Here is a 24,687-nt window from a genome sequence, read left to right as displayed (position 1 = left end):
CGAGGTCCCCAATCACGGCGCGCGCCTCCTCCCGAGCACCGGAACCACCCCCGACGCGCCGTCCATCCCCACGGAAGTGTTGACGCCGTGCACCGGCCTCCGCTTTACTGGCGGACATGACTGACACCCTGCACGCCCCGACCTCCCTCGAGGCCATCGGGAATGCCGGCATGATGATGGCCGGTGGCCCCGTCATGTGCTGTCGAATGTGTGCATGAGGAACTGACCTCGCCGGATCCCCGCACCGCCTCCGCCCGCTGATCGTCACGATCGGCTGAGCGTCCGAGGCGCGGACGATCCCCTGGATGCCCCGCATCCGTCTCTGCCGCCACCGCGCACCGCGGGCCGGCTCGATCGCGCACACCCGGATCCGCTCCCTCGGACACTCGTCCCGGATCCGACCAGCCAAGGACTCGTCATGACCCTCCTCCACACCCGCACCGCCACCGCCACCACCCCCACCGAGGCGCCCCGCCTCCAGCCGGTCGCCGACGCCGCGCCCGCAGCGCCCCGCCTCCGCGCCGTCCCCCAGGGCACCGAGGCCCGCGGCTTCGCCCTCTACGTCGGCATCGACGAGGCCAAGGCCCGTGCCGCCGGAGTCGACCTCGGCCGCCTGGTCGAGGAGCTCAAGCGCGTCACGGCGCAGCTCGCCCCCGACGCCGAGACCTACGCCTCCGTCGCCCTCGCCCCGCAGGGCGCCGGCGGCCGCGACGTGGACGTGGTCCGCCTCGCGCTGCAGGACCCGGCCGCCGTCGCCAAGCGCCGCTCCGACGCCGAGCCCGATCCCGACCGTGCACCCGGCGGCGTCGTCATCGACATCTCCCGCAAGCGCGTCATCCTCGACGAGGAGACCACCCCCCTCACCTACAAGGAGTTCGAGCTCCTCCAGTACCTCGTGCTCCGCGAGGGCCGCACCATCGAGCGCGCCGAGCTCATCGCCTCGCTCTGGGGCGCCGCGGACGACGACGCGCCGAACGAGCGCACCATCGACGTCCACGTCCGCCGCCTCCGCGCCAAGCTCGGCCGCTACGAGGAGATCGTGCGCACCGTCCGCGGAGTCGGCTACCGCTTCGACCGCCACGCCGACGTCGCCATCCGCTACGCGTCGACGCCGTCGCCGGATCTGTTCTGAATTGCGAGGAGAACGCTTGCGTTCTCCTCGCCGCGGTCGGCTTCACCCGTTGTCGCGATTCGGAGAGCGGATCGCGACCGGCTAGCGGGAAACGCTGACACGCGTTTCCCGCGTTCGCCTCGAGGGCGGGACGTCCTCTCGACCTCGACGGATGCGCGCGACCGCTCCTCACACCTGGAGGGCTGCTCGACGGCCCGCTGCGTGGTCGAAGCCGTGGCGGGGCGGGTCGCGCCTCGCGGGGCAGGACGACGGGGCCGGGCCGCGTCGGCGGGGGACGAGGGCAGGGGGTGCTCGTCGCGTCCGTCAACGGTCAGGGATGGGCTGCGGTTCGGTGCGGACGTCGGAGGCAGCAGACGGGGCGTCCTGGGTCAGGAGAGAGTCGTGCGGAGCGCGGGCGGGCGCGGCGACGGGCGGGGCGGGGCGGCTCAGGGAGGATTCAGGAAAGAGAGGGTTGCGTCGTTACCGGGTCGTTATATAGTTCAAGTGCGTCGACCGTTTGCTGTGGCGGGAAGCGCGAGAAGTGATTGCAGGACACTCTTGGTGCAAGGGAATGAAGGCCGGCCGCTCGCCTCAGCGGCCGGCCTTCTGTCGTTCCCCCGGCCCCCTTCCTCCGACTCCCCTCCTCCCAGCACCCCGGCGTAGGCTGTACGGCGTCTGGATGTCAGGGAACCGCTTCCTGAGTGCCGTGAAGGAGGACCAGTGGGGTCGAGAGAGGCCGTCGCCGCCTGGGAGTCGCTCTTCCGCGCCCAGGTCCAGGTGATGCGCACCCTGAGCACCGAGTTCCCCTCGCGGGAGATCTCGATGAACGAGTACGACGTGCTCTTCAACCTCACCCGGCAGCCCGGTCGGCGCGCACGGCTGCGCGACCTGAACCGGCACGTCCTCCTGACGCAGCCCAGCGTCAGCAGGCTGATCGACCGGCTCGCCGCCCGCGGCTGCGTCGAGAAGAGCGAGGATCCGGCGGACGCCCGCGGCACGATCATCGCGATCACCGACGAGGGCTACGCGCTCTTCCGCCGCGTCGCGCTCACCCACATGAGGACCATCTCGGAGCAGGTCGGCGGCGTCCTCGACGAAAACGAGCTGAAGCAGCTGACCGCGCTCTGCGACAAGCTCCGCGACGGCATCGCCTCCGCCTGATCCGTCCCCGCTAGCACGGGCCGCAGCGACCGGCCAGGTCTTCGCCGCGGCGCGGGACTCGCGGATCATGGTGGTCACCATGAGTGACACCTCCCCCACCCTCGTCTGGCTCCGCGACGACCTGCGCCTGGCCGACAACCCCGCTCTGCGCGCCGCGATCGACCGTGGCGGCCCCGTCGCGGTCTGCTACGTGCTCGACGAGGAGTCGGCGGGCATCCGTCCGCTCGGGGGCGCCTCCCGCTGGTGGCTGCACGGCAGCCTCGCAGCCCTCGCCGCCGACCTGCGCGAGCACGGCGCCCCGCTGATCCTGCGCCGTGGGCCGGCCGAGGCCGTCGTCCTCCAGCTCGCCGAGGAGATCGGCGCCGGAGCCGTGCACTGGAACCGCCGCTACGGGAGGGCCGAGCGCACCGTCGACGCGGCGGTGAAGGAATCGCTCCGCAACGGCGGCCTCGAGGCCGAGAGCCACCAGGGCTCGCTGATGTTCGAGCCGTGGACCGTGCAGACCGGCGCCGGCGGCCCCTACTCCGTCTACACGCCCTTCGCCCGCGCCTGCCGCGCCAAGCCGACGCCGCGCGCGCCGCTCCCCCGCCCCCGCTCGCTCGACGGCGTCACGGGAGAGATCGCCTCCGACTCCCTCGACGACTGGGAGCTGCTGCCCACGCGTCCCGACTGGGCGGAAGGGCTGCGCGAGCGCTGGGTCCCCGGCGAGAAGGCGGCGGCCGACCGGCTGCGCGCGTTCCTCGCGGAGCAGCTCGACGACTACGCCGACGGCCGCGACCGGCCGGCGGAGGACGCCACCTCGAACCTCTCCCCGCACCTGAGGTGGGGCGAGATCAGCCCCTTCCAGGTGTGGCACGCCCTGGAGGAGGCGCACGCGAAGGGCCTGCACCGCGGCGACGGCAGCGACCGGTTCCTCTCCGAGGTGCTCTGGCGCGAGTTCTGCTACCACCTGCTGTTCCACTGGCCGGATCTGGCGACCGCGAACTTCGACACCCGGTTCGACTCCTTCCCGTGGGGACGCCCCGGCCAGGAGGCGATCGACGCCTGGCACCAGGGGCGCACCGGCTACCCCCTGGTGGACGCCGGCATGCGCGAGCTCTGGAGCACCGGCTACATGCACAACCGGGTCCGGATGGTGACCGCGTCGTTCCTGATCAAGAACCTGCTGGTCGACTGGCGGGTGGGCGAGGAGTGGTTCTGGGACACCCTGGTCGACGCGGACCCGGCGAGCAACGCCGCGAACTGGCAGTGGGTCGCGGGCTCGGGAGCCGATGCGTCGCCGTTCTTCCGGGTCTTCAACCCGGTCACGCAGTCGAGGAAGTTCGACCCGGCCGGCGAGTACATCCGCCACAACGTGCCGGAGCTCGGCGGAGTCGAGGGCGCCGCCGTGCACGAGCCGTGGACGCTCGGGGACACGCTGACCGGAGGCGCGGACGGCTACCCGGCGCCCCTCGTCGACCTCAAGGAGACGCGGGCGCACGCACTGGACGCCTTCGCGCAGATCAAGAGCGCCCCGCGCGACATCTCGCCGAGGGGCGACGACTGAGCGTCGCCGGCTAGACGCGTCCCGCCGGGCCGGTGGAGCGGCCGGACCCGGCGAGCGGGTCCTCCTCCCCGCCCTGATCGCGCAGATCGCGGGCCGGGATGCCGACGAGCACCGCTCCGTCGGGCGCGTCCTTCACCACGACGGCGTTCGCGCCCACGCTGACGTCGGATCCGAGCACGAGCGGGCCCAGGACGACCGCGCCGGCGCCGACGACCACCCGGTCGCCGAGCGTGGGGTGCCGACGCTCGCGCCGGGCCGACCTCCCGCCCAGCGTGACGGAGTGGTAGAGCATGCAGTCGTCGCCGATCCGCGCGGTCTCGCCGATGACGACGCCCATGCCGTGGTCGATGAACAGGCGTCGGCCGATGGTCGCACCGGGGTGGATCTCCACCCCGGTCGCCGCGCGCGCCGCCTGGCTGAGCAGCCGGGCGGGCAGGCGGAGGCCCCGCCGCCACCAGGCGTGCGCGACGCGGTGCACCCAGACCGCGTGCACTCCCGGGTAGGAGAGGACGACCTCCACCGCGCTCCGGGCGGCGGGGTCGCGCTCCCGGGCGGTGCGGACGTCCTCGCGGAGCAGGGCGAGGAGCTTGGGACGCTCCGGTCCGGACGGGACGCGGCGCTCCGGCCGACCGTCGCGTCCGGAGCGGGGCGTCCCGCCTCGTCTCGAGGGGCTCAGCTGCGGAGGTCCTCGTACAGGACGGTCGAGATGTACCGCTCGCCGAAGTCGCAGACGATGGCGACGATGGTCTTCCCCGCGTTCTCGGGGCGCTTCGCGACCTCGAGCGCGGCCCACATGATCGAGCCGGAGGAGATGCCGCCGAGGATCCCCTCCTGCGCGGCCATCTCGCGGGCCACCCGCACGGAGTCGTCGAGCGTCACGTCGATGATCTCGTCGTAGACCTCGCGGTCGAGGATCGCGGGGACGAAGTTGGCGCCGATGCCCTGGATCTTGTGCGGCCCGGCGGTGCCCTGGGTGAGGAGCGGGGAGTCGATCGGCTCCACTCCGATGATCTGCACGCCGGGCTTGCGCTCCTTGAGCACCTGGCCGACTCCGGTGATGGTGCCGCCGGTGCCGATGCCGGCCACGAAGACGTCGACCTCGCCGTCGGTGTCCTCCCAGACCTCCTCCGCGGTGGTGCGGCGGTGCACCTCGGGGTTGGCGGCGTTCTCGAACTGGCGGGCGAGGATCGCGCCGGGGGTCTCGTCGACGATCGCGCGGGCGCGCTCGACCGCTCCGCGCATGCCCTCGCTGCCGGGGGTGAGCACGATCTCGGCTCCGTAGGCGCGGAGGAGGACCCGTCGCTCGACGGACATCGTCTCGGGCATCGTGAGGACGACCTTGTAGCCGCGGGCGGCACCCACCATCGCGAGCGCGATGCCGGTGTTGCCGCTCGTGCCCTCGACGATCGTCCCGCCGGGGTGCAGCTCGCCGGAGGCCTCGGCCGCGTCGATGATGGCGACGCCGATGCGGTCCTTCACGCTGTTCGCAGGGTTGTAGAACTCGAGCTTGGCGAGGACCGTCGCCTGGTCGGCGCCCTCCAGCCGGTTGATGCGGACGAGAGGGGTCCTGCCGACGAGCTGGGTCACGTCGTCGTGGATGCGTGCCATGGTGTGCGCTTTCTGCCGGGGCCGGCCGCCCGGGGCCCCGGAGCGGTGGGTGGAACGGGTGCTGCAGCGCCCCTCGGAGCGGCGCTCCCCCCACGATACGGATGCATCGACCCGAGGTCAGCACCCCGGACGCGCCCGCTCCTGCGCATCACCCGCCAGCTCCTCATCTCCACCGGGAGGAGGACGCCCCGCGGGCGCACCCGTCACGTACCATGAACCCGGGGGATCGCGCGACTGCTCGCGAGGCTTCTCGCCACCCTCCCTCACATCTCCGCGGCCCGGCGCCGCGTCGAAAGGACGACCGCTCCATGGCACTTCCCACTGCATCCCGCCGCTCCGTCCGGCCGCTCGGGATGTCGCTGCGGGCGGTCATGGGGTTCATCGGGATGAGCGCCGTGGCGGGCGTCCTGATCACCGTCGGCGTCACGCCGGCCCTCGCGCTGACGGGCCTGGCGACGAGCAACACGATCGGCATGTTCCAGAACCTGCCGGGCTACCTCGACGTGGGCCAGCTGATGCAGCGCACCAACGTCTACGCGAGCGACGGGACGACCCTCCTCGCCTCCGTCTACGACCAGAACCGCGTCGAGGTCGGCTGGGACGACGTCGCGCAGTCCGCGAAGGACGCCGCCGTCGCCGGCGAGGACCCGCGCTTCTACGAGCACGGCGGCATCGACCTCCAGGGCACGCTCCGGGCCATCGCCGTCACGCTCACGGGCGACGACCTGCAGGGCGGGTCGTCGATCACGCAGCAGTACGTGAAGAACGTCCTGGTGCAGAAGGCGGAGTCGATCACCGACGAGGCCGCGCGCGACAAGGCCTACCAGGAGGCGACGGACCCGACCCCCGAGCGCAAGCTCAAGGAGATGCGCCTCGCGATCGGACTCGAGAAGGAGGCGTCGAAGGACGACATCCTGCTCGGCTACCTCAACATCGCCCTCTTCGGGGGCACCGTCTACGGCATCGAGGCCGCGGCGAACTACTACTACGGCATCCCCGCGAGCCAGCTCTCGACCTCGCAGGCGGCCGCGCTGCTGGCGATCGTGAACAACCCGGCGAAGTTCCGCTTCGACAACCCGGGCGACGAGGCGAACGGCGCCGCCAACGGCTACGCCGCCACCAAGGAGCGCCGCGACTACATCCTGTCGGAGGAGCTCAAGCACGGCCGGATCGACCAGGCCGCGCACGACGCCGCCGTCGCCGAGCCGATCACCCCGAACATCACGGAGCCCTCGACCGGCTGCACCACCGCCGGCAACGCCGCGTACTTCTGCGACTACGTGCTGAACGTCCTCCGCAACGACTCCGTCTTCGGGGCGACCGACGACGAGCGCTACCAGCGCATCCGCCAGGGCGGCTTCGACGTCGTGACGACCCTCGACCTCGACATCCAGCAGGTCTCGCAGGCGGCGCTCAACGCCTACATCCCCTCCGTCGACCCGCGCTTCCAGGTCGGCGCGACGGCCGCCTCCGTCGAGGCGAAGACGGGCCGCGTGCTCTCCATGGTGCAGAACACGCAGTACAGCCAGGACGAGCAGTTCCTCGCCGCGAACCCCGGCTACAGCGCGATCAACCTCAACGTCGACCTCAGCATGGGCGGCGGCTCCGGCGTGCAGACCGGATCGACCTACAAGGTGTTCACGCTGGCGCAGTGGCTGAAGGCGGGGCACACCGTCAACGAGTCGTTCGCCTCCCCCACCTCCGGCTTCAGCTCCTACCCCCAGAAGTGCAACGTCGAGGGCGACGGCGGCTACTACGGCAAGTTCTCGCCTCGCAACGACGACCCGTCGGAGGACGCGAGCTCGATGAGCGCGCTCGGCGCGACCACGAACTCGATCAACACCGGCTTCATGGGAATGGCGCAGCAGCTCGACCTCTGCGACATCCGCACCACCGCCGAGTCGTTCGGGATGCACCGCGCCGACGGCCGCGAGCTCGCCAACGGGCCGGCCTCGGTCCTCGGGACGAACGAGATCGCGCCCCTGACGGTGGCCAACGCCTACGCGGGGATCGCGAACGACGGCACGACCTGCTCGGCGATCGTCATCGACCGGATCACCGACAGCGAGGGCAACGCCGTCGCCGCCCCGGCATCGGCGTGCACGCCCTCCGTGTCGCCCGAGGTCGCCCGAGGGATGCAGTACGCGATGCAGCGGGTGATGACCTCCGGAACGGCCTACGCCTCGAACCCCTTCGACGGGATCGAGCACATCGGCAAGACGGGCACCACCGACGAGGCCGCCGACGTGTGGACGGCGGGCGCCAGCAAGGCCGCCTCCCTGGCGGTCTGGGTCGGCAGCATCAACGGCTTCGCCGACAACACCAAGCAGAACCTGCGCTTCATCAGCCTGACGGGCGAGAAGGGCACCATCCGCGCCTCCAACGCCCGGCACGCCATCTGGAAGCCGATCATGACGGCGCTCGACGAGAAGTACGGCGGCGACGACTTCACGGCACCGCCGGCCTCGATGCTCGCGTACTCGCCGCGATCGGCGGCGAACTCCGAGGTCCCCGACGTCACGGGCGAGACGGTCGAGAGCGCCACGGCGATCCTCACCGCCGCTGGTTTCGTCGTCGGGATGCACGAGTCGGTCGACTCCGCGACGATCCCTGAAGGCTCCGTCGTGTCGACGACGCCGAGCGCGGAGGAGACGGCGGTCGCCGGCGGGGTGATCCCCCTCCAGGTGAGCACGGGCAAGGCTCCGGCCAATCCGAACGACATCTCGGACCTGAACGGCGACCTGATCGAGTAGAGACGTCGCCCGTCCCGTGAAGGGGCCGATCCCTCCGGGGGTCGGCCCACTCTGCTGTCGTGGCGCCGAGCCTGCGCGGGCGCCGTCGCGCCGACTCCGGGCGGACGGGCGTCCGGCGCGGCCGTGGCGCGCCTCGTCGGGGATGTCGCAGGCCTCGCCTAGGGTGCTGGTGCAGCGAGAGGATCCATCCTGAAGCGACCGAACGTCCCCGTCTTCCAGCCCCGTCGAACCGTCCACGGGGCTCTCGGCGCGCTGTTCGGATTCGTGATCGTCAGCGTCCTGGCGGGTCTGCTCGCCTCGCTCGTGGTCGCCCCCGCCGCCGCGCTCACCGGCGCGGCGACCTCCGGCACCATCTCGGCGTTCCAGTCCCTCCCGAGCTACCTCGAGGTCGGGCGCCTGATGCAGAAGAGCGACGTCTACGCGGGCGACCCGGACGATCCGACGCTGCTGGCCTCCTTCTACGACCAGAACCGGATCGAGGTGCCGGCCGACCGGATCGCCGACTCCGTGAAGGACGCGCTCGTCGCGAGCGAGGACCCGCGCTTCTACGACCACGGCGGGATCGACCTGCAGGGCACCCTCCGCGCCATCGCCAGCACCTACCTCCTCGACGGCGACACCCAGGGCGGCTCGTCGATCACGCAGCAGTACGTGAAGAACGTGCTGGTGCAGAAGGCCGAGTCGATCCCGGACGAGGCGGACCGCGACCGCGCGTACGCGGAGGCGACGGCGACCACGGCCGAGCGCAAGCTCAAGGAGATGCGGCTCGCGATCGGGCTCGAGAAGGTGTCCTCGAAGGACGACATCCTCCTCGGCTACCTCAACATCGCGCTGTTCGGAGGCACCGTCTACGGCATCGAGGCCGCGGCGGAGTACTACTACGGCATCCCGGCGGCCGACCTCTCCCTCGCGCAGTCCGCCTCGCTCCTGGCCATCGTGAACAACCCCGAGAAGTTCCGCTTCGACCGTCCGGACGACACGGCCAACGGCGAAGCGAACGGCTACGCGCAGACCCGGGAGCGGCGCGACTACATCCTCGACCGGATGCTCGAGACGGGGAGCATCGACCAGGCCGCGCACGACGCCGCGGCCGCCGAGGCGATCACCCCCGACATCACCCCGCCGTCCACCGGCTGCCAGACGGCCGGCAGCGCGGCCTACTTCTGCGACTACGTGACCCACGTCCTCCGAGACGACCCGGCGCTCGGAGCGACCGACGACGAGCGCTACGCGGCGATCAAGCAGGGCGGGATCAAGGTCTACACGACGATCGATCTCGATCTGCAGAGGACCGCGCAGGAGCTGATGGACGAGCAGGTCCCCTCCTCCGATCCGCGCTTCGACGTCGGGGCGACGGCGGTCGCCGTCCAGAACGGCACCGGGCGCATCCTCACGATGGTGCAGAACAAGCGCTACAGCCAGGACCCGGACGTGATCGCGAGCGGGCCGGAGTTCTCGGCGATCAACCTCAACGTCGACGCGTCCGCGGGCGGCGGCAACGGCTTCCAGACCGGCTCCGCCTACAAGGTGTTCACGCTCGCCGAGTGGCTCGACCGCGGGCACACCCTGCTCGAGCAGTTCGACTCGAAGCAGAAGAACTGGACCGGCTTCGCCGACAGCTGCGAGGGCACCTGGGACTACGACTCCTACAACCCCAAGAACGCCGGCGACGGCGGCTACACCGACACCCAGACGGCGCTGTACTCGACGATCTACTCGCTGAACACGGGCTTCACCGGGATGTCGCACCTGCTCGACCAGTGCGAGATCCGCAAGCAGGCCGAGGCCTTCGGAGTGCACCGCGCGGACGGGACCGCGCTCGTGCAGTCGCCGGGAGCGGTCCTCGGCACCAACGAGATCGCACCGCTCACCATGGCGACCGCCTACTCCGGCATCGCCGCGAACGGCACGACCTGCACCCCCGTCGCGATCACGGCGATCGTCGGAGCGGACGGCCGCGAGATCGAGCCGGTGGAGACGACCTGCAGCCGGGCGGTGTCGTCGAGGGTCGCCTCGGCGATGCAGTACACGATGCTCAAGGTGACCGCCGAGGGCACGGGTGTCGAGGACGATCCGAAGAACGGCATCCAGCACATCACCAAGACGGGCACCACCGACAACTCCGCCGACACCTGGGCCATCGGCGCCTCGACCGAGACCTCCCTCGCGGTCTGGGTCGGCAGCATCTCGGCACGCGCGGACGGCTCGAGGGTGAACCTCGACTCGATCGACTTCGACAGCGGCTGGGCGCCCTCGGCACGCCACCGGATCTGGAAGCCGTTGATGACGGCGATCGACTCCCGCTACGGCGGCTCCGACTTCCCGCAGGCCGACCAGTCGCTCATCGCGGCGCCGCAGGTCACCGTGCCGGACCTGTCGGGCCGGACCAGCGACTCCGCCGCACAGGCGCTGACCGCAGCAGGGCTCACTCCCGGAGCGACGTCGCAGGTCGACTCGACGCAGCCGATGAACACCGTGGCCGGCACCGGTCCGGCCGCGGGCACCCGCGTGGACAAGGGATCGGTGGTGGGCGTGCAGCTGAGCACGGGGAAGGCGCCGCCCGCTCCTGCTCCGGGCGGCTGACACCGCTGGACCGGGATGTCGCCGGTCGGTGAGGATCTGCGACGGGAACGGGTCAGGGGGAACGGGTCAGGGAAGCCGGCTCAGGGCCCGACGGCTCCGGCGGGGAGGAGCCCGAACTCGACGAGCTCGTCGTCGGTGAGCAGTCGGCTGCGGATCATGAAGCGCTTGCCCTCGGGGGCTTCGACGCTGAATCCGCTGCCCCGCCCGTCGACGAGGTCGACGGTGAGGTGGGTGTGCTTCCAGTACTCGAACTGGGAGCGGGACATCCAGAAGTCGATCGGGTCCAGGCCGTCAAGCCGGAGCGACTCGACGAGCACGTCCGAGGCGCCGGTGCGGAACATCCCGGCGGGGAAGCACATCGGGGAGCTGCCGTCGCAGCATCCGCCCGACTGGTGGAACATGAGCGGCCCGTGCAGCGCCGTCATCCGGCGGAGCATGCTTGCCGCCTCCGCAGTGACGTCGACCCTCGTGGAGGTCATGGGTGGTGCTCCTTCGCTCGTTGTGCGGAATGTCTATATGCGCCCGACCGCTGACGGCGGACGCTCCTCCGGGCGGCATCTCGATACGCCGCAGCGCGGACTACTCGATCAACATGAGGGGGCGCCCCCTCGTCCGATGCCTCGCCCGAAGAGCCGAGCACCGTTCTCCCGCGCGCCGCCAGGTGCCTCACCCGCAGGGCCGAGCACCGTTTTCCTGCGCGCCGTCAGGTGCCTCGCCCGAAGGGCCGAGCACCGTTCTCCCGCGCGCCGCCAGGTGCCTCGCCCGAAGGGCCGAGCACCGTTCTCCCGCGCGCCGCCAGGTGCCTCGCCCGCAGGGCCGAGCACCGTTCTCCCGCGCGCCGCCAGGTGCCTCGCCCGCAGGGCCGAGCACCGAACGGCGGATCCGCGTGCCAGCGGATCCGTCTCGGTGCGGACGCTCCCCGCTCCTCCCCACCCGGCCACGTCGGCGAGCCGACCGCGGCACGGGCGACGAGGAACGAGGAGCCCGTGCGAACCGACTCAGAAGAAGCCCATCGGTCCTTCCGCGTAGGAGACGAGGAGGTTCTTCGTCTGCTGGTAGTGGTCGAGCATCACCTTGTGGTTCTCGCGTCCGATGCCCGACTGCTTGTAGCCGCCGAACGCCGCGTGCGCGGGGTACTGGTGGTAGGTGTTCGACCAGACGCGGCCGGCTTCGATGGCCCGGCCGGCGCGGTAGAGCTGGGCGCCGTTGCGGCTCCACACTCCGGCGCCGAGGCCGTAGAGGGTGTCGTTGGCGATGCCGATCGCGTCGTCGAAGTCGTCGAAGGAGGTGAGGGCGAGGACGGGTCCGAAGATCTCCTCCTGGAAGATGCGCATCGAGTTGCGGCCCTCGAACACGGTCGGGTTGACGTAGTAGCCGCCGCTGAGCTCGCCACCCAGGTCGGCGCGGTCGCCGCCGATGAGCAGCTTCGCTCCCTCCTGCTTGCCGATGTCCATGTAGGAGAGGATCTTCTCGAGCTGGTCGTTCGAGGCCTGGGCGCCGATCATCGTGGCGGTGTCGAGCGGGTTGCCCTGTTTGATCCGCTTGACCCGCTCGAGGCCGTCACCGACGAAGTCGTCGTAGATCGAGCGCTGCACGAGCGCCCGCGACGGGCAGGTGCAGACCTCGCCCTGGTTGAGGGCGAAGAACGAGAAGCCCTCGAGCGCCTTGTCGTAGAAGGAGTCGCGTTCCGCGGCGACGTCGGCGAAGAACACGTTGGGGCTCTTGCCGCCCAGCTCCAGCGTCACCGGGATGAGGTTCTCGCTGGCGTACTGCATGATCAGGCGGCCGGTGGTCGTCTCGCCGGTGAAGGCGATCTTGCGGATGCGCGGGTGGGAGGCGAGCGGGGCGCCCGCTTCGAACCCGAATCCGTTGACGACGTTGAGCACGCCGGCGGGGATGAGGTCGCCGATCAGGTCGAGCAGCACGTGGATGGACGCCGGCGTCTGCTCGGCCGGCTTCAGCACTACGCAGTTGCCTGCGGCGAGCGCCGGCGCGAGCTTCCACACGGCCATCAGGATCGGGAAGTTCCAGGGGATGATCTGCCCGACCACACCCAGCGGCTCGTGGAAGTGGTACGCGATCGTGTCGTGGTCGATCTCGGAGACGCCTCCCTCCTGCGCGCGGATCGCTCCGGCGAAGTAGCGGAAGTGGTCGATCGCGAGGGGGATGTCGGCGGCGAGGGTCTCGCGCACGGGCTTGCCGTTCTCCCACGTCTCGGCGACGGCGAGCAGCTCGAGGTTCGCCTCCATGCGGTCGGCGATCTTCAGGAGCATGTTCGAGCGCTCGGCGGGGCTGGTCTTCCCCCAGCTCGCGAACGCCTTCCAGCCCGCCTCGACGGCGCGGTCGACGTCGGCGGCGGTGCCGCGGGCGATCTCGCAGAAGGGCTTCCCGGTGATCGGGGTGATGTTCTCGAAGTACTGGCCGCTCGCGGGGGCGACGTACTCGCCTCCGATGTAGTGGTCGTAGCGCGAGCGGAAGGAGGCGACGGATCCCTCCGTGCCTGGATTCGCGTAGACCGTGGAACCCGGCTCCTGCGGTGCCTGCTCGGCGACCTGGTCGGCGTACAGCGTCATGTGGACCTCCATCGACGTCGTTGTCGTGGGCGCGGGGTGGGCGCCCGGTCCTGACGCTACGTCGCGGGGGGTTGCACGACGTTGCACGGGTCGACGCACCGGCGGGAGCGGCGAGGACGGAGACCGGACCGGCCGGGCGGAGACGCGGCCGCCCGAGGAGGAGGGCCCCGCGGCCCGGACCTCAGACGCTCGCGAGCAGGCGCTGGGCGATCCGGCTCATGTAGACGCCGTAGGTCACCGTGGCCGCTGCGGCTCCCGCGCCGACCCAGGACCACACCTGCGGCCAGGCGGAGCCGTCGACGAGGACCACGACGACTCCGATCGCTCCGACCAGCGTCGTCCAGGTGGCGAGCCAGAGGTCGAGGGTCCGGCCGAAGATCCTCGCCATCGGGTAGAAGTGCAGGCCCACGATCACGGCGATGGCCGGCACGAGGAACCGGTCGAGCCCGGTGCCGGTGAGGACTCCCACCGCGACACCGATCAGCACGCCCTCCGCGGCGAAGACCGCCCCGAAGAGCACGCCGTTCGGCTTCGCCGCGCGATCGGCGTCGGTGAGCTCCACCGCCATCCTCCGCCGGGCGACGAGGAGGCGGACGGCCTGCACGGCGAAGACCACGGCCGCGAGCGCGCAGACGGTCACGGCGGTCGTCGCCGCCGGTGCCGGCCATCCGACCGTGGTGTCGCTCGCCCACCACATCGTGAAGACCGCCATCAGGAGCAGGCCCCCCGCGACTCCGCTCGCGAGGGCCCGGGGAGGTGGTGCGAGGGTGCTCATGCGTCGAGGCTAGCGAGACGGCTCCGCGGCCTCACGGCTCCGGCGGCGCTCCCGGGAGCGACCGGAACGGCTCAGCGCTGCTCCGCCTCGATCGTCTCGAGGTGGGCGGCGACACCGGCACGGCGGGGCGAGCGGGGCGGGAGGACGCGCAGGAGCTCCCGCCACACCTCCGCGTCGTCGCGGCCGTCGGGGCCCTCCGCCCAGGCGAGGAGGGTCGCGGGCGCCGCATCGGCGAGGACGCTCGCCCGCACCCGCAGGCGCAGCTCGCCGGCGATCGCCCGGATCCCCGGCGCCTCGGACGAGGGCAGCGGCGCGCCCCGATACGCGTCCAGGGCGAGGCGGTGGGAGCCGCGGTCGAGCAGGCCGAGCACCTGGCGGGCGTCGAGGTCGACCGGGCTCGCCAGGCGGTAGGGGCGCGAGAGGGGCACCAGGCGCGGGAGGGTCGGCTCGAGCGCGCGGCGCAGCCGCACCATCTCGGCGCGGACGGTGACCACCGCGTCGTCCCGGCCGTGGAGCAGGAGGGCGAGCTGCTCGGCCGAGAGCCCGGCCCGGTGCCAGGCGAGCAGGGTCAGGATCTCGGCGTGCCGGGTGCTCAGCTCGAGCGTCGCTCCGGCGGCCGTCACCAGGCCCGTCTCGCGCCCGAGGACCCGCAGGCTCGGCGCCCGGGCCGCCGCTGTGCTCCGTGCAGCGGGCCGCCGCGGGCGGAGGAGCCGCTGCACCATCAGCTCGCTCTCGACGGCGGCGGCGGTCGCCTCCATCAGCGGGAGGGTCTGCGGGGCGACGACGTCGGCGCCGCCGGTGATGTCGATCACTCCGAGGATCTCGTGCGTCTCGGGGTCGTGCACGGGGACGGCGGTGCAGCTCCACGGGTGCACGAGCGAGGCGAAGTGCTCGGCGCCGTGGATCTGCACGCCGTGATCGAGCACGAGGGCCGTCCCCGGCGCGGACGTCCCGACGTCCGGCTCGGCCCACGCCGCGCCCTCGACGAACGACATCCCCTCGGCGAGGCTCTTGAGGTGCTGGTCCCCGTCGATCCAGAGCAGCCGCCCGAGCGCGTCGCCCACCGCGACGAGCACGCCGCTGTCCTCGTCGGCGTCGCGCACCAGCAGGCGGCGGATGACAGGGAGGACCGAGGCGAGCGGATGCCCGGTGCGGTACTCGCGGAGGTCGTCGCCCGAGAACGAGAGCGGTGCCGTCAGCCGGTCCGGATCGAGGCGCCGCCGCCGTGCGCGCTCCCACGACTCCTCGACCAGCGCGCGCCGCCGACCGCTGCCAGGGCGGGCCAGCCACGGGTTGGTCATGCGCTCCGCCTCGTCGTCGGGTCGGTGGGAGTCGACGCTACTCCGCGGAGCGCGGCGGCGCCTCTCTCCGCGCACCGGAACGGCGGCGCCCCCGCACCGCCAGCAGCAGCACCGCCGCCACCAGCACCGCGACGCCCAGGACGGCTCCCGTGGTCAGCCGCTCTCCCAGCACCCCCACGCCGAGGAGAGTCGCGGTCGCCGGCTCCAGGAGGGTGAGCGTCGAGACGGTCGCCGCGGGAAGCACTCGCAGGCCGCGCGCGAAGAAGGTGTAGGCCACGGCGACCGTCACCACTCCGAGCCAGAGCACGGCCGGGATCGAGCCGGAGAGCCGCGACGGATCGCCCAGCAGCAGGAACGGGAGCGCGAGCAGCGCCGCGGCTCCGAACTGGGCTCCCATGGCGGCGACGGGGCTGAGCCCGCGCTCGAGCAGCAGCTTGCCGCAGACGGCGTAGAGCGCGTAGGAGGCGCCGGCGCCGGCCGAGGCGGCGAGGCCGGGGAGCGTCACGCCGCCGGATCCGCCGCCGCTGAGGAGCACCACGCCGACCGCGGCGAGCGCGGTCGAGGCGAACCAGCGCGGGCCCGGGGTCGTCCGCAGGACGAGCCACTCCAGCAGGCCGGTGAAGGCGGGAGCGGAGCCGAGGGCGACGATCGTACCGACCGCGACGCCGTTCTGCGCGGTGCCGGTGAAGAAGGCGGGCTGGTACGCGGCGACGCCGACCGCTCCGAGCACGACGAGCAGCACGACGGCGCGGGTCGGGCGGGAGCGGCTCCGCCGGCGCAGAGCCTCCACGCCGAGGAGAGCGGCCAGCAGGGCGCCGCCGAGGACGATGCGCGCCGCCCCGAGGAGGATCGGATCCACGCCCGCCGCTCCGAGGGCCTGGGCGGTCCCCGTCGTGCCGAAGCAGACGGCGGCGAGGAGGACGGCGCCGATCGCCGAGGTCCGGGCCCCGCTCATCCCGCCCCGCTCCCCCGGCCGCCTGACGACCGGCTCCCAGTGTCCCAGGGATGGGCGCGTGCTCTTCCGCCTCTCGCACCGGGGGCCCAGGATGGAGGGACCGGACTAGCGGAGGAGCACGACGTGGGCATCGCGGAACCGTTCGACCTCGAGGACCACCACCGCAGCGCGCACGGCGCCCTGCGCGAGCACTTCTCGGTGCGCGAGTTCGAGGAGGTGCCGCTGGACCGCGAGGCCATCGTCGCCACCGCGTACCTGCGGGCGATCGAGCACGCCACCGTGGCCCGGGTGCTCCCCCTCGCGCGCGCCCACCCCGACGAGCAGGTCCGCGCGTTCGCGTCCGTCTGGGCCGCCGAGCGGCACCGGATCGCCGACGCCCTGGGCGACGTGCTCGCGGCCTCGCCGCAGATCCGCGGCATCGACATCCGCCCGCCGGAGCCGACGGTGAGGTCACGCCCGCTCCTCGACCGCGCCGCGGCCTCCCTCGCCGGCCCCGTCGCGCTGGCCCTCGCGGTGGACGCCCGGGTCGCGGTGCACGGCTACCGCCGGCTCGCCCGGCTCTCGCTGCACCCCGAGATGGAACGCCTCGCCGAGACGGTCACGGGCATCCTCGAGCGGCAGGCCGACTTCTTCACGGTGCACGCGGCGGGACGCCTCGGACGCCCGCTGCCGCGCCGGGTGCAGGCGGCCGGCCTGCTCGCCGTGCTGCGCCTCCCGATCGGCGAGGCCGACCTGCCGGAGGCTCTCGCCCGCGAGGGTCGGGAGCTCGTCTTCGGCCGGGACGACGGCGGACTCGACGGGATCGACGCGGGCGTCGTCGCGGCGTTCGCGCTGCCCTGCACGGCGGCCCGGCGGCTCGTGCACCCGTACCGGCCGGTATCGATCCGTGCCGCGCACCGCCTCGGACGACTCGCCGCCGACACCCGCGCCGCCGTCACGACCCTGCTGGAGCAGGTGCGCGAGTAGCGGCGGCGCTCAGCCCAGCAGCTCGCGCACGTCCTCGGCGGTGATCCCGCCGGTGGCCGCCGCGCCGTCGTCCGACATGACCGCGGCGAAGAGCGCGGCCTTCGCCTCCTTGAGGGCCATCACCTTCTCCTCGATCGTGTCCTTCGCGACCAGGCGGTAGACCATGACCGAGCGGGTCTGGCCGATGCGGTGCGCGCGGTCGACCGCCTGCGACTCGGTGGCGGGGTTCCACCACGGGTCGAGCAGGATGCAGTAGTCGGCCTCGGTGAGGTTGAGCCCGAAGCCGCCGGCCTTGAGCGAGATCAGGAACACGCCCGCCGCGCCCGAGCGGAACCGCTCGATGACCTCGTCGCGCTTCTTCGTCGCTCCGTCGAGGTAGGCGTACTCGATGCCCGCCGCGTCCAGCCGGCCGCGGACCCGGCCGAGGAACCGCGTGAACTGGCTGAACACCAGCACGCGGTGCCCCTCGCCGAGGGCGTCGCCCAGCAGCTCGTCGAGCAGGTCGAGCTTGGTCGAGGGCACGCTCTCGTGCGCCTCGTCGACCAGTGCCGCGTCGAGCGCGACCTGGCGCAGCACGGTCAGCGCGCGGAAGATCGCGAAGCGGTTCTTCTCGAAGTCGCCGATCAGGCCCAGCACGCGCTGCCGCTCCCGCGCCAGGTAGGTGTCGTAGACCTTCCGCTGCTTCGGGCCGAGCTCGACCTCGAGGGTCTGCTCCTGCTTGGGCGGCAGCTCCTTGGCGACGAGCTCCTTGGTGCGCCGCAGCATCAGCGGGCGGATGCGCCGACGCAGCTGCGAGAGCTTCTCGCTGTCGGCCTCGCGCTCGATCGGCTTCTGGTAGAACTCGACGAACCCGGCGGGCGAGGGGAACAGGCCCGGAGCGACGATCGACAGCAGCGACCAGAGCTCCATCACGTTGTTCTCCATCGGCGTTCCCGTGATGGCGAGCTTGAAGGGCACGTCGAGCCGGCGCGCGAGCTGGTGCGTCGCCGACTGGCGGTTCTTGACGAACTGCGCCTCGTCGAGGAGGAGCCCCGACCACTGGATGCCCGAGTACGACTCGTAGTCGAGCCGGAACAGGGCGTAGGAGGTGACGACCAGCTCGGCCTCGCCGATGACGCTGGAGAGCGCCTTCCGCTTCTTCTTCGACGTCTCGTCGATCCCGACGACGCGGAGGTCCGGGGCGAAGCGCTTGGCCTCGCCGACCCAGTTGGGCACCACGCTGGTGGGCGCGACGACGAGGAACGGGCGCGGCGAGGTGCCCGCCTCCGCGGCCGCGGCGCGCTGCTCCTGCATCACCCGGGTGACCAGGGCGAGGGACTGCACGGTCTTGCCCAGGCCCATGTCGTCGGCGAGCACGCCGCCGAGCTGGTTGTCGTAGAGGAACGAGAGCCAGTCGTAGCCGAGCTGCTGGTAGGGCCGCAGCTCCACGGCGAAGCCCTCGGGCAGGACCCGCGACTCCAGTGCACCGGTCGCGGTGAAGCCGGAGAGCCCCTCCACGGAGCGGCGCCACGCGGCGGCCTGGGCCTCCACGACGCCCAGCTCGACCAGCTCGTCCCAGAGGGAGGACTGGAACCGGCTGATCCGCAGGGTCTCGCCGGGGTCGTCCGAGAGCTCGCGGGCCTCGGCGATCAGCTCGCGGAGGCGGCCGAACCGCTCGTCGTCGAGGGCGAAGTAGACGCCGCTGGGCAGCACCATGTACTCGTCGCCGCGGGCGAGCGCGAGGAAGATCTCGGCCAGCGGGACCGCCTCGTCGTTGACGGTGACGGAGATCTCGAGGTTGAACCAGTCGCGGCTGTCGGGCTGGGCGACGGTCTGCACGGCGACCACGGGCGCGGTCTGCGCCTCGCGGTACTCGACGCGCTCGCCGATCTCCTCGATCTCGACGGTGCCGAGCTCGCGGAGCCGCTCGACCTCGCCGGTGAGGAAGCCGACGGTCTGCATGCCGCGCAGGTCGAAGGTGGGGCGCAGGCGCCTGCTCGACGGGGACACCAGGGCAGGCGTCGACTCCGGGTCGAGACCCGCTCCCACGAGGGAGTCGAGGATCCGCTGCTCGGCCTCGGGGTCGCGGTAGCCCGCGTCCTCGCCGACCCGCAGCGGGAGCCGCTCGGCGTCCACGCCGCCGCGCGCTCCCTCCACTCCGTAGCGCCACCACCACGAGCCGCGCAGGCCCGCGCCGTCGGTGTGCTCGAGGGTGAGGCCGAGGCGCGGCTCGGGCACCGCCGGCGCCTCGAAGGAGCCGTCACGGGAGACGATGTCGAACAGCCGGTGCAGCCGCTGGTAGTGCTCGGTGAGGAACGCCGACTCCTCGGCCACCGGGATGCGGATGGCCTCGCGGCTCCAGAGGAACGTGCGCGCGGAGGACAGCAGCGGCGCGGCGAACGGGATGAGCGTGACCGGGCGGGCGCGCATCTCGTCGCCGCCCTCCCAGGTGTAGAGGCCGACGGCCGGGTCGCCGATGAAGCCGAACTCCTCGGGCGCCGGGTGGTCGCCGATGGCGACGAGCGAGCGCAGCTCGAGGCCGGCGGCGGTGCGCGTGACGTCGATGGAGGCGGTGGCCGTCGTGTCGAGGATCTTCAGCGGCGTCTGGTCGCGGTCGCCCATCACCAGGCCGATGCCCGCGCGGACGGCTCCGTGCAGGGCCGCCCAGATCGCCTCGCTCCGGCACTGGTCGAGGTAGAGCCAGGTGTCGGGCGAGTAGTAGCTGGAGGCGCTGTGCCCGGAGAGCAGGCCCTGCATCTCGCGGATCACGTCGATCTGGCGCTCGTCGTAGTCGTGGCTGTAGTGCAGGTAGCCGAGGTCACGCCAGCTGGTGCCGGTGCGGACCCAGCGATCGCGGTCGCCCATCCGCACCGGGCGCACGCCCAGGCGCGGGCGCGGCTCGGGCGGCGGCCGGTAGGAGTTGTAGCGGCCGGGCGGGCGACGCACGGGCTCGCCGGGCAGCAGCTCGAACTGCAGGCCGAGCGGGATGCCGGTGTGCGAGCGCTCCGCGCCGGCGAGGAGCGGGGCGAGCGCGCTGCGCCACTCCGGGACGGCGTCGACAGCGGCCTCGCCCGGGAAGGGACCGGCCACTCCGCCCTCGCGCTCGCGGCGCAGGGCCTCGATCAGGACGGCCGCGACGTGCTTGCACTCGTGCTTGACCGGGCAGCTGCAGGCGCCGCCGAGGAGGGTCCAGTGCTCGCCCTCGTCGCGGAGCTGCACGCTCACGGCGTACGGCGAGCGCCCGGATCCGCGGACCTGGCCGAAGAGGCGGGTGCGGCCGCCGAACCACTGCAGCTCGCGCACGCGGCCCTCGTCCGCGTACGCGGTGCCCTTCTCGACGGCGGCGGTTCCGACGAGGGCGCGGATGTCCTGCTCGGAGAAGGGCTCGTGGCCGGCGGTCACCGGCCCGGGTGCGGCCGACGGCAGCACCTCACCGGGGGGACTCTGGCGGGCCATGGACCTCACGCTCTCCGCGCTCGAACGAGCGCATCCGTCTATTCAACCCGATTCCGGAGGCGCTGCGAGCCGCGGGCCGGGATCCGTGGAGGACGCACGGCCGTCCCTACGATGGAGGGATGCCCCGTCTGGCCGTCGTCTCGGCGCACACCTCCCCGCTCGAGCAGCCGTCGACGGGCGACGCGGGCGGGATGAACGTGTACCTCGCGGCGGTGCTCCCGGAGCTGGCTGCGCTCGGCTGGGAGATCGAGGTGCTGACCCGCGGCGAGGGCGTCCGGATGCTCGCGCCGGGTGTGCGAGTGGTCGGCGTGCCGGTGCCGGCGGGCGACAAGTACGCGCTGGCGGCCGCGGCGCCGGAGTTCGCGCGCGCCGCGGAGGGGGCCGACGTCGTGCACTCCCACTACTGGGTGTCGGGCCTCGCGGGGGCGCTCACCGGCAGGCCGCACGTGCACTCGATGCACTCGGGCTCGCTCGCGAAGAACGCCCGGCTCGCCCCGGGCGACGTCGCGGAGCCGCAGCAGCGGATCGACGCGGAGCGCTCCGTGCTCGCCTCCGCCGACGCGATCGTGGTGGCGGGCGCCTCGGAGCGGGAGGACGTCGTCAGCGGGTACGGCGCGGATCCGGACCGGGTCGTCGTGGTGCCGCCCGGAGTCGACGCGCGGTTCCGCCCGGGCGGCGGCGAGCGCTCCGGAGTCGTCCTGGTCGGCCGGGTGCAGCCGCTCAAGGGCCAGCTGCTGGCGGTCGAGGCGCTCGCGGCGATGGCGCCGGCGGAGCGGCCGGTGCTGCGGCTGGTGGGCGGGGCGGCACCGGGCCGGGAGTCCTACCTCGACGCGGTGCGCGCCGCGGCGGCTCCGCTGGGGGACCGCGTGCTGATCGAGGGGGCCGCCGACCGCGACCGGGTGGCGGAGCGGCTCCGGAGCGCGCAGCTGGCGCTCGTGCCCTCGGCGGCCGAGACCTTCGGGCTCATCGCGCTCGAGGCGGCCGGCAGCGGCACTCCGGTACTCGCGCGCAGGACGACCGGCCTGGTGGACGCGGTGCGCGACGGCGGGAGCGGCGTGCTGCTCGACTCCGACTCCCCTGCGGCGTGGGCCGAGGCGATCCTGACCCTGCTGGGCTCGCCCGGCGAGCTGGCGCGACTCGGCCGCGGCGGCGTCGACTGGGCGGCCGCCCACTCCTGGCCGGCCGCCGCCGCCCGGCTGGACGCCGTCTACCGCGGCCTGTCGGCCCGCTGAGGGAACCCCGGACCGTCGAGGGACCCCGCTCCGCCGGGTCACCTCGACGGGTCGGGGCTCCCTCGATGAAGGGAGGGGGTCAGTCGGCGATGGCGGGCGCCCCGGGGTCGAGGCGGGCGCCGCGGGTGGAGCGGTACCAGGGCGCGAGGCGGTCGGGCGAGACGGCGACCATCGCGGCGCCCGTGAATCCGGCGTCGTTGCCGAAGCGGGCGGGGACGATCTCGGTGCCGATGTCGAGGAAGCGGGCGAACTCGTCGAAGACGTGCGCCGCCGCGCCGCCGATCACGAACAGCTGCGGCGAGAGCAGCATCTCGAGGTGCCGGTAGTAGACGCTGAGGCGACCCGCCCACTCCTCGAGGGTGATGCCCTCGCGCCGGACGGCCGAGAAGCCGACCTTCGGCTCGAAGTCGGGACCGTCGATGTGCAGGTGACCGAGCTCGGAGTTGGGGATCACCACGCCCTCGTGGACGAGCGCCGTCCCGATGCCGGTGCCGAGGGTGGTCAGCAGGAGGAGGCCCTCGCGTCCGCGCATCGCGCCGAACTCGCGCTCGGCGACCCCTGCCGCGTCCGCGTCGTTGACGACGACGACGTCGACCCCGGTCGCCTCCGAGAGGAGGACCTGCGCGTCGAGCCCGACCCAGCGCTGCGAGACGTGGGTGGTCTGGCGGACGACGCCGCCGCGGACGATCCCGGGGAAGCCGACGCCCACGGGCGTGCCCGCGATCGGCGAGACGTCCCGGACGATTCCGGCGATCGCCTCGGCGAAGTCCTCGGGCTCCTTGCCCAGCGGGTTCGCGACCGCGAAGCGCCGAGCCGCCCGCTCGCCGGTGGTGACGTCGACGAGGGACGCCTTGATCGACGTCCCCCCGATGTCGACGCCGACGGCGAAGCGCGGGAGGAGGCCGTCGTGGGGCTGGGTCACGGATGCTCCGTCTGCAGTGGTGGGCGAGTGCGGGGACTCGCGAAAACGGTCGGCCCGTCGGATCCGGGATCGCGACGAGCCGAAGGCGATTCTACGAGCCGTCAGGTGCGCGCGGGCTCCGAGAGGGCGCGGAGGACGAAGTCGATCACCGGCTCGTAGAGGTGGACGGCCAGCCCGTCGTCGATCGGGACGACCACCTCGATCGAGCCCTGCGCCTCGGCGACGAATACCGCCGGGTCGTTGCAGTCCGCGATCGCGATGACCGGCAGCCCCCGCCGGCCGGCCGCGCCCGCGAAGCCGTGGTCGGCGACGACCAGGTCGGGGCGGACGCCGAGCTCGTCGAGGCGGTCGAGCAGCGCGTCCATCGGCTCCGGCGAGTGCGTGTGCTGCAGCCCTCCCCCGCGGTAGACGCAGGTGACCCCGCCGGTGCACCACAGGGCCTGGTGCTCGTCCGCGAGAGGCACGCGGATGCCGTCGGGGGCGGCGAACGGGAGCGCGTTCACGTCGATCACGCGGGCGCCCCGCTCCGTCGCGGCAGCAGCGAAGCGGCGGTAGACGTCCATCAGGGTCGCGGGGTGCGCGGTGGCGAACAGGAGGAGCGCCCCCTCGCGGACAGCGGCGGCGAACCGCTCGCGGTAGCGGGCGAGCCCCGCGACCGTCAGGCGGGCGTCGATCCGGTCCTGCCCGCTCTCGAAGGAGGGGTCGGTGCTGATCCCCACGCGCTCCCCCATCAGCGCGAGCAGTCTCTCGAACGTCCAGTCCTCGGCCACGTCCACCCCGTAGAGGTGCGCGGGCTCGCGGGCGGCGAGGCCGCGCAGGTTGCCGAGGTTGCTCGCGCGGCCGGTGAGGACGTCCCCGGCGAGGAGGGAGGAGTCGAGGTACGCCTCGAGCTCGGAGTCGGGACGCGGCATGCGGGACCTCTCGATCGACGGGGAGCTCCCAGGCTACGGGCAATTCAGGTGTTGACATCCGATCCGTCACCGATATATCGTTACTGCATCGCCGACAGATCGGGAGCAGCCGCTCCCGACGGGCGACCGGATCCGATCGAAAGGGATCCCCTCACGACAGAGAGCAGCACACCCATGAACTCCAGGACCTTCTTCTCCGACGACCGCCGCGACTCCTGCGACGGCGACCACTCCTCCCGCCACGAGCACCCCGGCCGCGGACAGCGCCGCGGACCCGGCGGTCACGGCCGCGGCTTCGGGCCCGGCTTCGGCTTCGGCCCGGGCTTCGGCCCCGGCTTCGGCGGCCCCTTCGGCCGCGGCGGAGGACGCGCCCGACGCGGTGACGTCCGCGCGGCTCTCCTCTCCCTCCTCTCCGAGAAGTCCTCGAACGGCTACGGCCTGATCAAGGCCATCGCCGAGAAGACGAACGGATCGTGGCGTCCCAGCCCCGGCTCCGTCTACCCCACCCTCCAGCAGCTCGTCGACGAGGGCCTCATCACGGCCGTCGGCGAGGGCCGCGGCACCGAGTACCAGCTCACGGACGCGGGCGGCACCTACGTGCGCGAGCACGCCGACGAGCTCGACGCGGCCTGGGAGGCCACTCCCGGCGCGAGCGACGCCGATCGCGCCTTCATGGAGAACGTCGGCAAGCTGATGGGCGTCGTGCAGCAGTTCCGCGGAGCGACCGAGGCGCAGCGCGCCGCCGCGTCCGCCAAGCTCGATGAGACCCGTCGCGCGCTGTATCTCATCCTCGCCGACTGACCTCGGCTCCCCTCCCGCGATCCGTCGCGGGAGCCCCCGGACGGACGGGACCCC

At 72.6% G+C, this 24,687-nt stretch carries 18 protein-coding genes; 8 read left to right on the top strand and 10 right to left on the bottom strand.

Annotated features, from left to right (window positions below):
* Positions 1–418 precede the first annotated feature (418 nt).
* The 3 genes from C5C30_RS05595 (at position 419) to C5C30_RS05585 (ending at position 3,818) form a co-directional block, all read left to right on the top strand.
* Positions 419–1,132, top strand: coding sequence for a winged helix-turn-helix domain-containing protein (locus tag C5C30_RS05595; RefSeq protein WP_104262947.1), 714 nt, complete (start codon positions 419–421; stop codon positions 1,130–1,132).
* Between the two features lie 759 nt (positions 1,133–1,891).
* Positions 1,892–2,272, top strand: a complete 381-nt coding sequence (locus C5C30_RS05590; protein ID WP_104257198.1) for a MarR family winged helix-turn-helix transcriptional regulator — start codon at positions 1,892–1,894, stop codon at positions 2,270–2,272.
* A gap of 79 nt (positions 2,273–2,351) precedes the next feature.
* Positions 2,352–3,818, top strand: a complete 1,467-nt coding sequence (locus C5C30_RS05585; RefSeq protein ID WP_104268611.1) for a deoxyribodipyrimidine photo-lyase — start codon at positions 2,352–2,354, stop codon at positions 3,816–3,818.
* Between the two features lie 10 nt (positions 3,819–3,828).
* Here C5C30_RS05585 and epsC read toward each other — a convergent pair whose 3' ends face one another.
* Positions 3,829–4,395, bottom strand: coding sequence for a serine O-acetyltransferase EpsC (gene epsC / locus C5C30_RS05580; protein WP_104224204.1), 567 nt, complete (start codon positions 4,393–4,395; stop codon positions 3,829–3,831).
* A 95-nt stretch (positions 4,396–4,490) separates the two neighbouring features.
* Positions 4,491–5,426 (bottom strand): cysteine synthase A, encoded by a 936-nt coding sequence (gene cysK, locus C5C30_RS05575; protein ID WP_104237779.1) that lies wholly within the window; start codon positions 5,424–5,426, stop codon positions 4,491–4,493.
* 308 nt (positions 5,427–5,734) lie between these two features.
* Here cysK and C5C30_RS05570 point away from each other — a divergent pair, with 308 nt between their 5' ends.
* Together C5C30_RS05570 and C5C30_RS05565 are read left to right on the top strand one after the other, a co-directional pair.
* Positions 5,735–8,179, top strand: a complete 2,445-nt coding sequence (locus C5C30_RS05570) for a penicillin-binding protein (protein WP_159939720.1) — start codon at positions 5,735–5,737, stop codon at positions 8,177–8,179.
* 264 nt (positions 8,180–8,443) lie between these two features.
* Complete coding sequence (locus C5C30_RS05565; protein ID WP_104287699.1) at positions 8,444–10,762, top strand: transglycosylase domain-containing protein; 2,319 nt, start codon at positions 8,444–8,446, stop codon at positions 10,760–10,762.
* Between the two features lie 80 nt (positions 10,763–10,842).
* On the opposite strand, the gene C5C30_RS05560 is transcribed toward C5C30_RS05565, so the two are convergent.
* From C5C30_RS05560 to C5C30_RS05540, 5 genes are all read right to left on the bottom strand, one after another.
* Positions 10,843–11,241: a DUF779 domain-containing protein gene (locus tag C5C30_RS05560; RefSeq protein WP_104233437.1), complete on the bottom strand. Its 399-nt coding sequence runs from the start codon at positions 11,239–11,241 to the stop codon at positions 10,843–10,845.
* A gap of 519 nt (positions 11,242–11,760) precedes the next feature.
* Positions 11,761–13,335, bottom strand: coding sequence for an aldehyde dehydrogenase family protein (locus C5C30_RS05555; protein WP_104233506.1), 1,575 nt, complete (start codon positions 13,333–13,335; stop codon positions 11,761–11,763).
* Between the two features lie 181 nt (positions 13,336–13,516).
* A complete protein-coding gene (locus C5C30_RS05550) occupies positions 13,517–14,110 on the bottom strand; it encodes a hypothetical protein (RefSeq protein ID WP_104233438.1) in 594 nt (197 codons plus the stop codon).
* 71 nt (positions 14,111–14,181) lie between these two features.
* Positions 14,182–15,411: a GAF domain-containing protein gene (locus C5C30_RS05545; protein WP_104224191.1), complete on the bottom strand. Its 1,230-nt coding sequence runs from the start codon at positions 15,409–15,411 to the stop codon at positions 14,182–14,184.
* 37 nt (positions 15,412–15,448) lie between these two features.
* Positions 15,449–16,366, bottom strand: a complete 918-nt coding sequence (locus C5C30_RS05540; RefSeq protein ID WP_104295871.1) for a DMT family transporter — start codon at positions 16,364–16,366, stop codon at positions 15,449–15,451.
* 123 nt (positions 16,367–16,489) lie between these two features.
* On the opposite strand from C5C30_RS05540, the gene C5C30_RS05535 reads away from it, so the two are divergent.
* The gene (locus C5C30_RS05535) at positions 16,490–17,332 is read left to right on the top strand and encodes a hypothetical protein (protein ID WP_104225933.1); all 843 of its coding nucleotides are present in this window, start codon (positions 16,490–16,492) and stop codon (positions 17,330–17,332) included.
* Positions 17,333–17,341: 9 nt separating this feature from the next.
* Here the strand turns inward: C5C30_RS05535 and C5C30_RS05530 are convergent, their stop codons facing one another.
* Positions 17,342–20,767, bottom strand: coding sequence for a DEAD/DEAH box helicase (locus C5C30_RS05530; protein WP_104224188.1), 3,426 nt, complete (start codon positions 20,765–20,767; stop codon positions 17,342–17,344).
* 119 nt (positions 20,768–20,886) lie between these two features.
* Here C5C30_RS05530 and C5C30_RS05525 point away from each other — a divergent pair, with 119 nt between their 5' ends.
* Positions 20,887–21,999 carry a glycosyltransferase gene (locus C5C30_RS05525; protein WP_104333334.1) on the top strand — a complete coding sequence of 371 codons (1,113 nt, stop codon included), beginning with the start codon at positions 20,887–20,889 and terminating at the stop codon, positions 21,997–21,999.
* Between the two features lie 79 nt (positions 22,000–22,078).
* Here C5C30_RS05525 and C5C30_RS05520 read toward each other — a convergent pair whose 3' ends face one another.
* Positions 22,079–22,921, bottom strand: a complete 843-nt coding sequence (locus C5C30_RS05520; protein ID WP_258065811.1) for an ROK family protein — start codon at positions 22,919–22,921, stop codon at positions 22,079–22,081.
* 101 nt (positions 22,922–23,022) lie between these two features.
* Positions 23,023–23,832: a phosphatase gene (locus tag C5C30_RS05515; RefSeq protein ID WP_104333333.1), complete on the bottom strand. Its 810-nt coding sequence runs from the start codon at positions 23,830–23,832 to the stop codon at positions 23,023–23,025.
* A gap of 174 nt (positions 23,833–24,006) precedes the next feature.
* On the opposite strand from C5C30_RS05515, the gene C5C30_RS05510 reads away from it, so the two are divergent.
* Positions 24,007–24,633, top strand: coding sequence for a PadR family transcriptional regulator (locus C5C30_RS05510; protein ID WP_104224185.1), 627 nt, complete (start codon positions 24,007–24,009; stop codon positions 24,631–24,633).
* The last annotated feature ends 54 nt before the right edge of the window (positions 24,634–24,687 follow it).

It is taken from the genome of Rathayibacter sp. AY2B5, from assembly GCF_002931645.1.
Lineage (GTDB): Bacteria > Actinomycetota > Actinomycetes > Actinomycetales > Microbacteriaceae > Rathayibacter.
Note: the sequence above shows the minus strand (reverse complement) of the source record. Positions and strands in the feature narration are given on the sequence as shown.

Bases quoted from the DNA above. Each gene is read 5' to 3' on its own strand.
- cysK (WP_104237779.1), bottom strand. From the start codon at position 5,426: ATGGCACGCATCCACGACGACGTGACCCAGCTCGTCGGCAGGACCCCT.
- C5C30_RS05595 (WP_104262947.1), top strand. From the start codon at position 419: ATGACCCTCCTCCACACCCGCACCGCCACCGCCACCACCCCCACCGAG.
- C5C30_RS05515 (WP_104333333.1), bottom strand. From the start codon at position 23,832: ATGCCGCGTCCCGACTCCGAGCTCGAGGCGTACCTCGACTCCTCCCTC.
- C5C30_RS05555 (WP_104233506.1), bottom strand. From the start codon at position 13,335: ATGACGCTGTACGCCGACCAGGTCGCCGAGCAGGCACCGCAGGAGCCG.
- C5C30_RS05530 (WP_104224188.1), bottom strand. From the start codon at position 20,767: ATGGCCCGCCAGAGTCCCCCCGGTGAGGTGCTGCCGTCGGCCGCACCC.
- C5C30_RS05570 (WP_159939720.1), top strand. From the start codon at position 5,735: ATGGCACTTCCCACTGCATCCCGCCGCTCCGTCCGGCCGCTCGGGATG.
- C5C30_RS05525 (WP_104333334.1), top strand. From the start codon at position 20,887: ATGCCCCGTCTGGCCGTCGTCTCGGCGCACACCTCCCCGCTCGAGCAG.
- C5C30_RS05550 (WP_104233438.1), bottom strand. From the start codon at position 14,110: ATGAGCACCCTCGCACCACCTCCCCGGGCCCTCGCGAGCGGAGTCGCG.
- C5C30_RS05540 (WP_104295871.1), bottom strand. From the start codon at position 16,366: ATGAGCGGGGCCCGGACCTCGGCGATCGGCGCCGTCCTCCTCGCCGCC.
- C5C30_RS05585 (WP_104268611.1), top strand. From the start codon at position 2,352: ATGAGTGACACCTCCCCCACCCTCGTCTGGCTCCGCGACGACCTGCGC.
- C5C30_RS05510 (WP_104224185.1), top strand. From the start codon at position 24,007: ATGAACTCCAGGACCTTCTTCTCCGACGACCGCCGCGACTCCTGCGAC.
- C5C30_RS05560 (WP_104233437.1), bottom strand. From the start codon at position 11,241: ATGACCTCCACGAGGGTCGACGTCACTGCGGAGGCGGCAAGCATGCTC.
- C5C30_RS05545 (WP_104224191.1), bottom strand. From the start codon at position 15,411: ATGACCAACCCGTGGCTGGCCCGCCCTGGCAGCGGTCGGCGGCGCGCG.
- C5C30_RS05590 (WP_104257198.1), top strand. From the start codon at position 1,892: ATGCGCACCCTGAGCACCGAGTTCCCCTCGCGGGAGATCTCGATGAAC.